The organism is Mycolicibacterium obuense, assembly GCF_055397605.1.
In genome coordinates this window covers 614,220-627,730 of sequence record NZ_AP043663.1, presented here as the reverse complement: position 1 = coordinate 627,730, position 13,511 = coordinate 614,220, and the positions used below count along the sequence as shown (strand labels likewise).

Sequence of the window (13,511 nt, the reverse complement as noted above, 5' to 3'; positions counted from 1 at the left end):
GTGCAAGAGCCTAGCCGGTGACCGCGACGATCACGCCTGGTGGCTGCTCTGTCAGCTCCGGCAACCGCGGCGCCACCGGCGCTTCGAGCAATCGGCCGACCTCTTCGGCGGCCTGCTGCTCACCGGCGGCGTCGCTGAAGAACACTGTGGTGACCGTCGTGTCGGGCAGGGTCAGGTTGCCCGTCTCCGTCACGTTCCAGCCGGCCTCGCGCAGCCGATCGGCGGTGCCCTGCGCCGCCCCTTCGGTGTTGGAGATGTTGAAGACCCGCACGTCGGCCTTCGCCGGCGGCGCAGTGGTCGACGGCGTGGTGGGTGTGCTCGTGATCGACGTCGCGATCGAGTCGCTACCGGAGTCGTCGTCGCTGCCGCCCATCGACTGGAAGGCCACGAGCAGGAACACCACGCCGAGGAACAGCAGGACCATCACCATGGCCCGCAGGGGCAGTCCTGAGGATTCTCGCTGGTTCATCGGCGCCTACTGTATCGGCTCGCCGACGGCCTCAGGTCACGTCGAAGCCGAGGCGCCGCGCCGCGCGCGCCTTCTGCCGGCTCGCCCGCAGCCTGCGCAGTCGCTTGACCAGCATCGGATCGGCCGCCAACGCTTCCGGCCGGTCCACCAGCGCGTTGAGCACCTGGTAGTAGCGGGTCGCCGACATCGAGAAGAGCTCCTTGATGGCGTCTTCCTTGGATCCGGCGTACTTCCACCACTGGCGCTCGAACGCCAGGATGTCGTGTTCTCGACGGGTCAGACCGTCGGCGGGTTCAGCGCCGTCTGCGGAGTCCCCTGACTTGTCAGTCCGCACGATCGCGCCGTCCATATCGCCTCTTGGACCCTTCCAACGGTCGAAATGACATCAGTGTGGTTTGCAGGACGTATTCAATCACGGCTCGGTCACGGACATCGTCACCAATGACCGCGAGTCGGGGCCCGCGCGCGCCACCTTAAGCTTTCGGGCATGGCTGTCCGACCGATCTGCATTGTGGGGGACCCGGTTCTCCACACCGCCACCGAGCCGATCCCCGTCGGTGACGACGGGTCTCTGCCCGCCGATCTCGCCGATCTCATCACCGATCTCTACGACACCATGGACGCCGCCAACGGAGTCGGCTTGGCCGCCAACCAGATCGGCGTGGCCAAGCGGGTGTTCGTCTACGACTGCGCCGACGCGCGCGGTAAGACGGTGCGGCGGCGCGGCGTCGTCGTCAACCCGGTGCTGGAGACTTCCGAGGTCCCCGAGACGATGCCCGACCCCGAGGACGACGACGAGGGCTGCCTGTCGGTGCCCGGCGAGTCCTTCCCGACCGGCCGTGCGTCCTGGGCGCGGGTGACGGGTCTGGACGCCGACGGCACGCCGATCACGCTGGAGGGCGAGGACTTGTTCGCCCGCATGTTGCAGCACGAGACCGGGCACCTGGACGGCTTCCTGTATCTCGACCGTCTCGTGGGCCGCAATGCCCGCAGCGCGAAGCGGGCGGTGAAGTCGCATGGCTGGGGCGTGCCCGGTTTGACCTGGTTGCCCGGCGAGGACCCCGATCCGTTCGGTCACTGAGCCGTGCCGCAGCTGCCGCCGCTCGGCGCCCGGGTCAGCCTGCGCTATCGGCTCCCGGCGGATGAGGCGCGACCGTTCACCGATGTGATCGGTCACGTCGAGCAGGTCGAGCCGGCGGTGTCCGTCCGCACCCGCCACGGCGAGGTCGTCACGATCCCCGGCGATGACGTGGTCGCGTTCCGGGTGGTCCCGGAGCAGCCGGTACGCGTGGGTGCGATCCGCAACCTCGAACACGCGGCCGCGCTGGCCTGGCCCGGCACCGAGCAGCAGTGGCTGGACGGCTGGTTCCTGCGTTTCGGTGGGGGCGCCACCCGGCGCGCCAATTCCGCTGTGCCGCTGCACTTCACCTCGCATGCCGAGATCGTCGAGATGGCCGGCCACTACGCCGCCCGTGGACTTCCCGCCGTGATATCGGCACCCGATCGGCTGTTCCGCATCCCCGACGGGGTGCCCACCGACGCCGAGAACCTGGTCATGACGGCGGAGGTCGAACCGGGCACGGCCGGCGAGGTCACGGTGTCCGCAGTTCCCGACGAGCGTTGGCTCACGCTCTACGAGCGCGACGTCCCGCCGCCCGTGCTGACCGCGGTGGTGGACGGCGAGGTCGGATTCGGCGCGCTGGCGGACGCGGCCGTGGGCCGCGTCGCGATCACCGAGGCGCCGGACGGCACCCGCTGGGCCGGCGTGTCCGCGGTGCACGTCGTCGAATCGGCCCGCCGCCAGGGTCTGGCCCGTCGGTTGTGTACGGGACTGCTCGGGTGGGCCGGCGAGCGCGGCGCGACGCGGGCCTATGTGCAGGTGGTCAGCGACAACGAGGGCGCACGCCGCCTGTACGAGCAGATGGGCTTCACCCTTCACCATCGTTCCCGCTATGTACGCGCCGAGGACTTACTGTGAACGGTATGCGGTTGGCGACGTGGAACGTCAATTCGATTCGCGCGCGGGTCGATCGGGTCACCGACTGGCTCGAACGTGCCGATGTCGACGTGCTCGCGATGCAGGAGACGAAGTGCTCCGACGAGCAGTTCCCGACGATGCCGTTCGCGGCGCTCGGGTACGAGGTGGTGCACTGCGGGTTCAGTCAGTGGAACGGGGTGGCCATCGCCTCGCAAGTCGGCATCGACGACGTCGCGGTGGGCTTCGACGGTCAGCCGACGTGGGGTGACGGGCCGGCCGCGGCCGCCGAAGCGCGTGCGCTCGGTGCGACGTGCGGCGGGGTGCGGGTCTGGAGCCTCTACGTCCCCAACGGCCGCGTGGTCGACGACCCGCACTACCACTACAAGCTGGAATGGCTTGCTGCACTTCGCCGTTCCGCGTCGTCCTGGCTGGCCGACGACCCATCGGCACAGATCGCCCTGGTCGGCGATTGGAACATCGCACCCACCGACGACGACGTGTGGAGTGTCGAGGCCTATGTGGGCAGCACCCATGTCACCGAACCGGAACGGGCCGCGTTCGACGCCGTCGTCTCGGCCGGATACTCCGACGTGGTGCGGCCGTTCACACCAGGACCGGACGTCTTCACCTACTGGGACTACACGCAGCTGCGTTTCCCCAAGAACCGCGGCATGCGCATCGATTTCATCCTCGGCTCACCGGCGCTGGCCACTCGCGTCGAGCATGCCGAGATCGCGCGCGACGAACGCAAGACCGGCAAGGATCGCGTCGGATCGCCCAGTGATCACGCCCCGGTCGTGGTGACGTTGGCGTCATGACGCCCACCGAGTCGCCCTGGCGCCGAATGTCATTGGGCCGGCTCAAATGGGTGGCTGCACTGATCGTGATCGGCGCGACGGCGGCCTTCGGCGGTCTGGCCACCGCCGACCGGGTGACGCCCCTGACGCTGGGGCAGGCCTACGACGACGGCCCCCTCCGGATCACCGTGCGGGCGGCGGCCCTTCCTGACAGGGTCGACGGATTGCGCGCCCTCACCGAGCAGTGCCGCTTCCTCACCGTCGACGCGACAGTCGAGAGCGTTGCGGATCGGTCTGTCTCCCTGCCGAACTCGTCACCCGTCATCGGCACCGACGCGGACTGCGCTGGGCCACGTCCGTCGGCGATCACCGGCGTCATCGGCATCATCGGCATCCCGGCCTATTTCAAGACGGCCGTGCGGCTGCGCGACGGGCAGCCGATGCCGACGGTGGAACCCGGGTTCACCACCGACTACCGCTTCGTCTGGGCGGTGCCCGCCGCCGAGCTGGCCGCTGCGCCGAAGATCAACATCCGCCTGCCGAAGATGTCGACCTTCATCTCGACGTTCCGGATCGCCGAGGACTTCGGCGGGAACGCCTCGGAGTACGGCGATCTCGCCCTGACCCCGCAGGTGTACCGGTGACCCGCCGGCTCCTACCCGTGGCGCGGGTGTTGGCCGCGGCGGCGATGTTGGCGGCAGCCACCTGGCTGTGGCTGCAGCTGCCCACCAAGATGCAGTCCTGGGCGCCGATCGAGGTCACCGGCGCGGTCGGCGAGCATGTCGAAGGCCGCAATCTGGCTGTGACGGTGCACGACGTGCAGCTGGCACGGGTGGTGACCTTCACCAACGACGGTGTGCCGGTGCGTATGTCGACCGACGGCGCGTGGCTCGTGGTCGCCTTGAGTTACGAACCGCTGCTCTCGGCGGAATCGCCGGTGTTCGAGCTGACCGCGGACGGGCGGCGGTTCACGTCGCCGTTGAGCGGGTTCGCGCGCAACGCGCCGCCGGGGCTGACGCAGCGCAACGTCGTCGCGTTCGAGGTGCCCGCGGTGCCGACCTCGGCGGAGTTGCTGGTGTACAACAAGACCGCCGACCGGTACGGGAATCCGATGCCCGCGCCGCTGGATTCGGCGATCGCGGTGCCGCTGCAGGTGCCCGGTGAGGCGCTGCCACAGCTGGACCTCGACAAGGCGGCGCCATGAGGCGCTGGCTGCGGTCGAACTGGTGGGCGTTCATCGTGATCGCGGTGCTGGTGGCGGCGATCGGCGGCACCGTGACGTACAGGCAGTGGGCGCGTCAGCTCGGATACACCCGACCGGTGCAGACAGTGGCGGCCGGGCAGTGGGCCGATGTGTTCGGGCTGCGGTGGCGGCTGACGCCGGTGCAGCTCCCCTCCCCCGGTGAGCCACCGGCCGGCGGCCGCCTCGCGAGCTATGTCCTCGATCGCGAACGTGACGGTCGGCCGGCGGGATTGCCCGACGGGTTCCAGTTCTGCACGGCGTCGATGGTCGAGGGGTCGCGGCGCTGGACGACGACGGCGACCGACATGTCGGTGTTCCGGTTCGCCTACCAGCAGCACTACACGACGGTCTGCAGTCAGGACGGCCCGCTGCTGGTGGCCATGTACGTGCCCGACGGCGTCGCGATCGGCGCGGTGGAGGTGCTGCTGCAGCCGGGCGAGAGGCCGGCGCCGCGGACAGACGACGAGGCGAACGCGCCTGTGTTCACCAGTTACGACGAGTCACCGCTGGTGGTCAGGTTCCAGACCTGACGCGGCCTGCTGGGCGCGGACCTGGTCGACGCAGAACCAGTACGTCGCGGCCACCAGGCAGATGCGGATCGGGTCGATGACGGCGTCGATGACCAGCCGGATCGTGTCGTCGAAGGCCTGCCACCACGCCCACTCGTGCGGGCCGAGCGCGACCGCGACGGCGCGGAAGAGGTAGCCGTCGGTGACCGTCGGATCGAAGTAGGCGTTGCCCGGGGCGAGCACGACCAGTCCCGTGTAGACCAGCACGAAGAACGCGATGGGCAGCGCTCCGCCATGCAGGATCAATCGGCCGGCGTCGACGATCGGGCCGAACATGCCGAGCTGGCCGCGCAGGAATTCGACCACCCGCTCCTGCACCGTCGCGGGCACCCGCTGCCAGCGCGGCCGCAGGGTCTTTCGGCCGCGATCGATCGCGCGGGCCGCGGCGACGTCGCCGCGGTGGCCGAGAAAGGCCCGCCGGCCGCCCTGCCAGGTCGGTGTCAGCGGGGTGCCGTAGACCGCGGCGGCGATGGCCAGCCAGGCCAGCGAGAGCGCGACGACCTGGGTCAGCGGCCCCAGCGCGGCGGTCACGGACTCGTAGAACCGGCCGAGCGCGCCCAGGTGTGACAGCATCTCTTCACGAATCCCGCTGTACCACACGATGATTCGTCGCTGTGCGATCCAGTCGGCGGTACCGAACAGCGCCGCGAACGAGGCCTGGATGGTCAAGAACAACCACAGCACCTGGAAGTAGACGGCGAGCAGCATCATCGCCGAGGGCAGCCGGTCGCGGAAGCGGGTGATGAGCTGGCGCAACAGGAAGGCGATGACGATCACGGTGATCAGCGGCGCGCCGGCAGTGTGGTTGACCACTGCCGCCACGCGGTCCTGCGTGCCCTCGTAGACGGTCGTGATGTTGACGGTCGTGAAGTAGACGTAGAAGTCCGCGACCACCAGCTTCCATAGTGTGTAGATGACGAGGAAGGGCAGGACGGCGGTCAGCGTCAAGTCGATGACGCCCCGCTGCGCCGCTGTTCCGCTGCTCTCGAGGTACTGGAGAGCGACCGTCTCGGACCGGATGACCAGGAACATCCCCAGGTAGGTCAGCAATCGCACGATCGGGACGACGGCCATGATGAGCGAGCCCCACAGCTCGCCGTGGTCGATGCCGACGGAGATCGCGAACTGCAGCACCCAGTACCGGACGAACCAGCCGGCGACGTACAGGGCCGCGAGCCGGGGCCACGTTCGCCACCACAACCCGGCAGTCCGCCGCGCGATGGTGAGCATGGGCGCACTCTAATCGGCGCGCGCCGTGTCGGTGCGGACACTTATAATCGAACACGTGTTCGATACGTGGTCTGATGGTGATCTGGTCGCCGCGGTCGATGATGCGCATCGGCAGGAGTCGATGCTGATGGCGCGCAAGCTGGCCGCGATCGCCGAGCTGCTGGGCCGCCGGACCGAGCAGGAGCTGGCCGTCGAGCAGGACGCGGCGGCGGTGATGAGCGGGTTCAACCGCACCGCCGCCGAGGTGTCAGCGGCACTGAACATGACCGCCGCGGGAGCGCGGGTGCTGGTCGGGCATGCCGAGACCCTGGCCGTGCGGCTGCCGGCGGTCGCTGCCGCGCTGGCCGCCGGGCACATCGACTGGCGTGCCACGGAGCTGATCTGCGCCCGCACCGAGCTGGTCACCGACGCCGTCATCGCCGAGGTGGACGCCGCCCTGGCCGAGCAGATCGGCAGCTGGCGGTGCTGGTCGCGCGAGAAACTCATCACCACGATCGACGCCGTGGTCACCTCGATGGACGCCGAGGCCGCCAAGGCACGCCGCGCCGCGGCCTACGACCAGCGCCGCGTCGATGTGCGGCCCGATCTCGACGGGATGGCGCGCGTGCGGGCGAACCTGTCGCGCGCCGACGGTGCGGTGGTCGATCGGCGGCTGGCCGCGATGGCCGCCTCGGTGTGCCCGAACGATCCGCGCACGCTGATGCAGCGCCGCGCCGATGCGTTGACCGCCCTCGGGCACGGCTGCCTCGAGTTGGCCTGCGCCTGCGGCACTCCGGACTGCCCGGTCCGCGATCGGGCGCCCGCTCCCGTCGTGCCGGTCGTGGTGAACATCGTCGCGACTGCCGACACCGTCACCGGGCGCAGTGATCAACCGGGCTACCTCGCCGGGCACGGGGTGATCGACGCCGAACTGGTGCGCGAGCTCGCCCGCGAGGCGACCCGCCACCTTGTCGGGCTACCGCATGTCAGCCTCGAGCAGGCGCACCGCTACCGGCCCAGCGCGGCGTTGGCCCGCTACATCCGCACCCGCGATCTGACGTGCCGATTCCCAGGCTGCACCGTTCCCGCCGCGCGTTGCGACATCGACCACACCGAGCCCTTCGACCACGCCGACCCCGCCTCCGGCGGACTGACCGTAGCCGAGAACCTGGGCTGCTACTGCAGAGAACACCACCGCCGCAAAACCTTCGACGAAGGCTGGCGCGATCGGCAACTGGCCGACGGCACCATCGTCTGGACCTCCCCGGCCGGCCACACCTACACCACCACACCGGGCGGGGCCGCGTTGTTCCCCGACCTCACCGGCCGTCACCGCACACCCGACACGGAGAAAGTCGGGACGCGGCGGGATCAGATGTGCACCACCCGCCACGCCAACACCGCCACCCGGCATCGCAACCGCGCGGCACGCGAGGAGGTCCGGGTTCGGTGCTGGCGCAATCAGTTCCGTCGCTTCCGCGAGTTCTTTCACGGCGAATCGACCGCCACGAAGCCCAGCACCAGCCCGTTCGCCCGCTTCGTCAACCACCCCATCGAACCCGAAGAACTAGAACCGAACTGGCAACCACCACCGCTCGCCCGCAGCGACCCCGACGAGCCGCCGCCGTACTAGGTGCGGTCCTCGGCGTAGCGACCGGGGTTGAACATCGACGCGACGGCGCCGATCAGCATCATCGCCGCTGCGGCGAGGAACACCACCGTCAGCCCGGAGTGGAAGGGCTCGGTGATGAGCTCGGGGAAGAATGTCTTGCCGGTCAGCACGTCGGCATTCACGCCGGGCTGCTGCAACGCGTGCGACGGCTCCAAGAGCTCGGCGATCGGGTTGTAACCGAGGAAGGCGGCGAACAGGCTGCCCACCGGTGGCAGGTTGGCCACGTCGTGAGCCACCGAGGCGGACACTCCCTGGGCCTGGAGGCCGCTGCTGAGCGCCGACGGCAGCGTGTTGGCCAACCCGACGATCATCAGCGAGAAGAACACGCCGATCGACAGCGAGGAGCCGGCGTTGAAGAACGTCGCGCGCACACCGGACGCGGCGCCGCGCTCGGCCGAGGGCACGCTCGACATGATCGCCGCGGTGTTCGGCGCGGTGAAGATGCCGCCACCCAGACCGTTGAGGAACACCAGCACCGCGAACACCCAGTAGTCGAAGTTGACCGGGATCATCACCATCGCCACGAACGTGACCGCCATCAGCAGCATGCCGCCGACGGTGAACGGCCGCGCGCCGAACCGGTCGGACAGCGAACCCGCAAGAGGACCCGCAACCAGGAACCCGACCGTCATCGGCAGCATGTAGATGCCCGCCCACAAGGGCGTGGATTCGAAGCTGTAGCCGTGCAACGGAAGCCAGATGCCCTGCAACCAGATGATGAGCATGAACTGCAGCCCGCCTCGGCCGACCGACGACATCAACCCGGCGAGGTTGCCCATGCCGAACGACGCCGAGCGGAACAACCGGATGTTGACCATCGGCTGCTTGACCCGCAGCTCCACGATGCAGAACACGACCAGCAGCGCGAGCCCGAACCCGATGGCGCCGAGCACCGCGGGGTTGGTCCAGCCGGTCGTCGAATTCCCGTAGGGCTGGATGCCGTAGGTGATGCCGATCAGCAGCACGGTCAGGCCGATGCCGAACGTCAACGTGCCGGCCCAGTCGAGCTTGCCCGGGCTGCGGACGCCCAGCTCCTTGAGTGAACGCACGCTCCAGATGGTGCCGAGAATGCCGATGGGTACTCCGACCCAGAAGATCGCCTTCCAGTGCCATTCGGACAGGAAGCCACCGATCAGCAGGCCGAGGAACGAGCCGGCGACGGCGGCCACCATGTTCACGCCGAGCGCCATACCGCGCTGGTTGGCGGGGAACGCATCGGTCAGGATGGCCGACGACGACGACATCAGCATCGCGCCGCCGACACCCTGCACCACGCGCCACGCGATGAGCCACACCGCTCCACCGCCGAGCTGGAACGGGTCGAACGACAGCGCGATGGCCGCGACGGTGAACACCGCGAAACCCATGTTGTAGATCCGCACCCGACCGAACATGTCGCCGAGCCGGCCGAACGGCACCACCAGCACGGCGGTGACCACGAGGTAGCCCATCAGCATCCACAGCAGGTAGCTGACGTTGCCGGCAGAGAGCGGGTTCAGCCCGATGCCGCGAAAGATCGCGGGCAGGGAGATCAGCACGATCGAGGCGTTGATGGTCGCCAGCAGGACGCCCAATGTGGTGTTGGACAGCACGATCCACTTGTAGAAGGGGTGCTCGTGATCCATCCGAGTGCGCCGGATCGTGGTCTCGCTCATGCCACTGGTCGCGCTCGTACCGGTCGTCTCAGTCGTCGCCATGGTTGCCGTCTTCTCGCTGTCACGTTTCGTATCGGGAGCCGGCGCAGCACCGCACCGGAAAACACATATGTTAGCTATATAAATCATCGGGGCCAAACCGTATTCCCCGGGCCGGCCCGCTTCGACTATGTTGGGAGCCGTCCCCACGGGAGCACGCACCGAGCGCGCTGAGAGGACGGGTAGGCCCGTCGACCGTACGAACCTGACCGGGTAATGCCGGCGTAGGGAGAAGCGAAGATGGCTTATTTGTCGACCCCCGACCACCTGACCGTCACCACCGGACCGATCACCGGCAGCAGCAAGGTCTACCTCCCGCAGGACAGTGGGGCGAGGGTGCCGATGCGCCGCGTGCACCTGAGCACCGGCGACCATCTCGACCTCTACGACACCTCCGGGCCCTACACCGACAGCGCCGCCGTCATCGACCTCGAGGCCGGGTTGCCGGCCCGGGCCGGCGTCGTCGCCGATCGCGGCACACAGTTGCAGCGCGCCCGCGCCGGGGAGATCACCGCGGAGATGACGTTCGTCGCCGCGCGCGAGGGTGTCGATCCCGAACTGGTCCGCGACGAGGTGGCCCGAGGCCGCGCCGTCATCCCCGCCAATCACCGCCACCCCGAGGCCGAGCCCATGATCATCGGCAAGGCATTCGCGGTGAAAGTCAATGCGAACATCGGCAATTCGGCCGTCACCTCGTCCATCGCCGAGGAGGTGGACAAGATGGTGTGGGCCACCCGCTGGGGCGCCGACACGATCATGGACCTGTCGACCGGCCGCGACATCCACACCACCCGCGAGTGGATTCTGCGCAACTCTCCGGTGCCCGTCGGAACCGTGCCTATCTACCAGGCGCTCGAGAAGGTCGACGGTGATCCGGCGCGGCTGACGTGGGAGCGCTTCCGCGACACCGTGATCGAACAGTGCGAGCAGGGCGTCGACTACATGACGGTGCACGCGGGCGTGTTGGCACGCCACATCCCGTTGACCGTCGACCGCGTCACCGGGATCGTGTCGCGGGGCGGCTCCATCATGGCGGCCTGGTGCCTGGCCCATCAGCGAGAGTCGTTCCTGTACACCAACTTCGACGAGCTGTGCGAGATCCTGGCCCGCTACGACGTGACGTTCTCCCTGGGCGACGGGCTTCGGCCGGGGTCGATCGCCGACGCCAACGACGCCGCCCAGTTCGCCGAACTGCACACCCTCGGCGAACTCACCCAGGTGGCCCGCAGGCACGGCGTGCAGGTGATGATCGAAGGCCCGGGTCACGTCCCGTTGCACAAGATCGTCGAGAACGTGCGCCTCGAAGAGGATGTGTGCGACGAGGCGCCGTTCTACACGCTGGGCCCACTGACCACCGACATCGCGCCCGCCTACGACCACATCACCTCCGCCATCGGCGCCGCGCTGATCGCCCAGGCGGGCACCGCGATGCTCTGCTACGTGACACCCAAGGAGCACCTCGGATTGCCGAATCGCCACGACGTCAAGCAGGGCGTGATCGCGTACAAGATCGCCGCCCACGCGGCAGACCTGGCCAAGGGCCACCCCCGCGCTCAGCAGCGTGACGACGCGCTGTCGGCCGCGCGCTTCGAGTTCCGGTGGGAGGACCAGTTCAACCTGTCGCTCGATCCGGACACCGCGCGGGAGTATCACGACGAGACCCTGCCCGCGACGCTGGCGAAGACGGCACACTTCTGTTCCATGTGCGGTCCGAAGTTCTGCTCGATGCGCATCAGCCACGACGTGCGAGAGGCCTACCGCGACGCGATCCACCTGCCGGTCGTGACGAGGTGAACGTCCTGCCGCTGACGCCGCCGGGGCAGACCCCGCTGCGCGTGCTGACGATCGCCGGTTCCGACTCCGGCGGCGGCGCCGGCATCCAGGCCGACATGCGCACATTGGCGCTGCTCGGAATGCACAGCCTGGTCGCGATGACGGCGGTGACGATCCAGAACTCGGTCGGTGTGCAGGGGTTCCACGAGATACCGCTCGACATCATCGCCGGGCAGATCGACGCGGTCGTCACCGACATCGGCGTCCAGGCCGCCAAGACCGGCATGCTCGCGTCCGCCGAGATCATCGACACCGTCGCCGACACCTGGGAGCGGCTCGGGCTGACCGGCACGGTGCCCCTCGTCGTCGATCCGGTCTGCGCGTCGATGCACGGCGACCCGCTGCTGCACCCCAGTGCGCTGGGATCGCTGAAGGAGCGGCTGTTCCCGCTGGCCACGCTCGTGACGCCCAACCTCGACGAGGTCCGGCTGATCACCGGCATCGACGTCGTCGATCCCGACAGCCAGCGGGACGCGGCCCGGGCGCTGCATGCACTCGGTCCGCAGTGGGCGCTGGTCAAGGGCGGCCACCTGCGCGCGTCGTCACACAGCCCGGACCTGCTCTTCGACGGCACCGACTTCCACGAGTTCGACTCGACCCGCATCGACACCCCGCACGACCACGGCGCCGGTGACACCCTGGCCGCGGCGACGGCCGCCGCGCTCGCGCACGGCTATCCGATGCCGGAGGCGGTGGCGTTCGCCAAGGGCTGGATCACCGAGTGCCTGCGCGCCGCCTATCCGCTCGGCCACGGCCACGGTCCGGTCTCGCCGCTGTTCCGGTTGACCGATGGATGAGATCGACGCGATAGCCGGCGTCGTGCACCGGCCCTCGGGCACGCCCGTCGGCGCCGTCGCCCTCACCCACGGCGCGGGCGGCAACCGCGATTCCCCGATGCTCGTCGCCGTCTGCGAGGAGTGGGCCCGGCGCGGCTGGCTCGCCGTCCGCTACAACCTGCCCTACCGGCGCCGCCGCCCGAAAGGCCCACCGTCGGGGGCCGCCGCCGACCTCGCCGGCATCGTGGAGGCCGTGGCCGCGGTGCGCACGCTCGCCGACGGCCCGATGCTCGCCGGCGGCCATTCCTACGGCGGCCGGCTCACCTCGATGGCCGTCGCCGATCACGGGGTGCTGCTGGACGCGCTGACGCTGTTCTCCTATCCGCTGCACCCGCCGGGCAAGCCGGAGAAGGCCCGCACCGAGCACCTGCCCCGCATCACCGTGCCGACCGTGTTCACCCACGGCACCGCCGATCCGTTCGGCACGCTCGACGAGCTGCGACCGGCGGCCGCGCTGATCGCCGCCCCGACAGCGATCGTCGAGGTCACCGGCGCCCGCCACGACCTGAAGTCGAAGACCCTGGACGTGCCGGTTCTCGCAGTTGAAGCAGCGCTCGAACTTCTCGGCTGAGCTATCGTCAGCACGGTGAGCACTCCGCCCGGGCCGCCACCGCCGCCGCCACCTCCGCCGCCCTACGGACCGCCGCCGCAGGGCCCGGGTGGATACCAGCAGTACCCCCAGCACCCCCACTATCCGCCGCCCCCACCCATGCCCTACCAGGGCTATCCCGGCCAGTACCCGCCGCCGCAGAAGAAGAGCCGCGCCAAGTGGTGGCTGCTCGGTGGGCTCGCCGCCGTTCTGCTGCTGGTGATCGCCGTCGGCGCGATCGTGTGGAGTGTGGCCAATTCCGGCAACGTCACCGCGACCGACGTGAAGGTCGGGGACTGTCTGTCCGAGATCCCCACCGGCGACACGGTGATGCGGGTCAAGACCATCGGCTGCGAGCAGGCCCACGCCGGCGAGGTGTTCGCGGTGCTGAACATGCCCGACGGGGACTTCCCCGGGCAGCCCGCCGTCGAGGCCTACAGCCAGAAGTGCGCACCTGCGCTGGCCGGCTACTCCCCGTCCTCGCTCACCGACGACACGGTGCAGCTCTACGTGCTGTATCCGACCGCCGAGACGTGGTCCAGCGGCGACCGCGCGGTGACCTGCGTCGCGACGCTCAACCCGCCGCGCGCGGGTTCCATCAAGGGCTGATCCGGCGGTTGCC

15 protein-coding genes and 1 riboswitch are annotated in these 13,511 nt (G+C 69.2%); of the genes, 11 read left to right on the top strand and 4 right to left on the bottom strand.

Annotation, left to right across the window (positions count from 1 at the left end; all coding sequences use genetic code 11):
- Nucleotides 1-10: 10 nt before the first annotated feature.
- Together ACZ50N_RS02930 and ACZ50N_RS02925 are read right to left on the bottom strand one after the other, a co-directional pair.
- Nucleotides 11-469: a LytR C-terminal domain-containing protein gene (locus ACZ50N_RS02930; protein WP_046364787.1), complete on the bottom strand. Its 459-nt coding sequence runs from the start codon at nt 467-469 to the stop codon at nt 11-13.
- A 31-nt stretch (nt 470-500) separates the two neighbouring features.
- On the bottom strand, nt 501-818 hold the full coding sequence (locus ACZ50N_RS02925; protein ID WP_046364786.1) for a nucleoid-associated protein NapA: 318 nt from the start codon (nt 816-818) through the stop codon (nt 501-503).
- Between the two features lie 138 nt (nt 819-956).
- On the opposite strand from ACZ50N_RS02925, the gene ACZ50N_RS02920 reads away from it, so the two are divergent.
- From ACZ50N_RS02920 to ACZ50N_RS02895, 6 genes are read left to right on the top strand one after another with little or no spacing between them, the layout of a single operon-like run.
- Nucleotides 957-1,550: a peptide deformylase gene (locus tag ACZ50N_RS02920; protein ID WP_048423450.1), complete on the top strand. Its 594-nt coding sequence runs from the start codon at nt 957-959 to the stop codon at nt 1,548-1,550.
- 3 nt (nt 1,551-1,553) lie between these two features.
- Nucleotides 1,554-2,447, top strand: coding sequence for an N-acetylglutamate synthase, CG3035 family (locus ACZ50N_RS02915; protein WP_464474588.1), 894 nt, complete (start codon nt 1,554-1,556; stop codon nt 2,445-2,447).
- A gap of 5 nt (nt 2,448-2,452) precedes the next feature.
- Complete coding sequence (locus ACZ50N_RS02910) at nt 2,453-3,265, top strand: exodeoxyribonuclease III (RefSeq protein WP_464474587.1); 813 nt, start codon at nt 2,453-2,455, stop codon at nt 3,263-3,265.
- On the top strand, nt 3,262-3,888 hold the full coding sequence (locus ACZ50N_RS02905) for a hypothetical protein (protein ID WP_464474586.1): 627 nt from the start codon (nt 3,262-3,264) through the stop codon (nt 3,886-3,888). Before ACZ50N_RS02910 ends, ACZ50N_RS02905 begins: the two co-directional genes overlap by 4 nt.
- A complete protein-coding gene (locus ACZ50N_RS02900; RefSeq protein WP_048423453.1) occupies nt 3,885-4,448 on the top strand; it encodes a hypothetical protein in 564 nt (187 codons plus the stop codon). Before ACZ50N_RS02905 ends, ACZ50N_RS02900 begins: the two co-directional genes overlap by 4 nt.
- Nucleotides 4,445-5,017 (top strand): hypothetical protein, encoded by a 573-nt coding sequence (locus ACZ50N_RS02895; protein WP_464474585.1) that lies wholly within the window; start codon nt 4,445-4,447, stop codon nt 5,015-5,017. The genes ACZ50N_RS02900 and ACZ50N_RS02895 overlap by 4 nt, the downstream gene beginning before the upstream one ends.
- Here ACZ50N_RS02895 and ACZ50N_RS02890 read toward each other — a convergent pair.
- A complete protein-coding gene (locus ACZ50N_RS02890; RefSeq protein WP_048423455.1) occupies nt 4,988-6,286 on the bottom strand; it encodes a hypothetical protein in 1,299 nt (432 codons plus the stop codon). The genes ACZ50N_RS02895 and ACZ50N_RS02890 overlap by 30 nt on opposite strands.
- Nucleotides 6,287-6,341: 55 nt before the next feature.
- Between ACZ50N_RS02890 and ACZ50N_RS02885 the strand changes: the two genes are divergently transcribed.
- Entirely contained in the window at nt 6,342-7,898 is a 1,557-nt protein-coding gene (locus ACZ50N_RS02885; RefSeq protein WP_464474584.1) for an HNH endonuclease signature motif containing protein, read from the top strand.
- Here the strand turns inward: ACZ50N_RS02885 and ACZ50N_RS02880 are convergent.
- Entirely contained in the window at nt 7,895-9,634 is a 1,740-nt protein-coding gene (locus ACZ50N_RS02880) for an MFS transporter (protein ID WP_073683628.1), read from the bottom strand. The two genes, ACZ50N_RS02885 and ACZ50N_RS02880, sit on opposite strands and share 4 nt — an antisense overlap.
- 135 nt (nt 9,635-9,769) lie before the next feature.
- Nucleotides 9,770-9,881, top strand: a riboswitch (TPP riboswitch).
- Between ACZ50N_RS02880 and thiC the strand changes: the two genes are divergently transcribed.
- The 4 genes from thiC to ACZ50N_RS02860 all read left to right on the top strand — a co-directional run bounded on the left by thiC (nt 9,872) and on the right by ACZ50N_RS02860 (nt 13,498).
- Complete coding sequence (gene thiC / locus ACZ50N_RS02875; RefSeq protein WP_464474583.1) at nt 9,872-11,425, top strand: phosphomethylpyrimidine synthase ThiC; 1,554 nt, start codon at nt 9,872-9,874, stop codon at nt 11,423-11,425. It overlaps the preceding riboswitch by 10 nt.
- Nucleotides 11,422-12,261, top strand: a complete 840-nt coding sequence (thiD, locus tag ACZ50N_RS02870; RefSeq protein ID WP_464474582.1) for a bifunctional hydroxymethylpyrimidine kinase/phosphomethylpyrimidine kinase — start codon at nt 11,422-11,424, stop codon at nt 12,259-12,261. Before thiC ends, thiD begins: the two co-directional genes overlap by 4 nt.
- A complete protein-coding gene (locus tag ACZ50N_RS02865; protein WP_464474581.1) occupies nt 12,254-12,871 on the top strand; it encodes an alpha/beta hydrolase family protein in 618 nt (205 codons plus the stop codon). Before thiD ends, ACZ50N_RS02865 begins: the two co-directional genes overlap by 8 nt.
- A gap of 15 nt (nt 12,872-12,886) precedes the next feature.
- On the top strand, nt 12,887-13,498 hold the full coding sequence (locus ACZ50N_RS02860; protein ID WP_464474580.1) for a septum formation family protein: 612 nt from the start codon (nt 12,887-12,889) through the stop codon (nt 13,496-13,498).
- Nucleotides 13,499-13,511 lie beyond the last annotated feature (13 nt).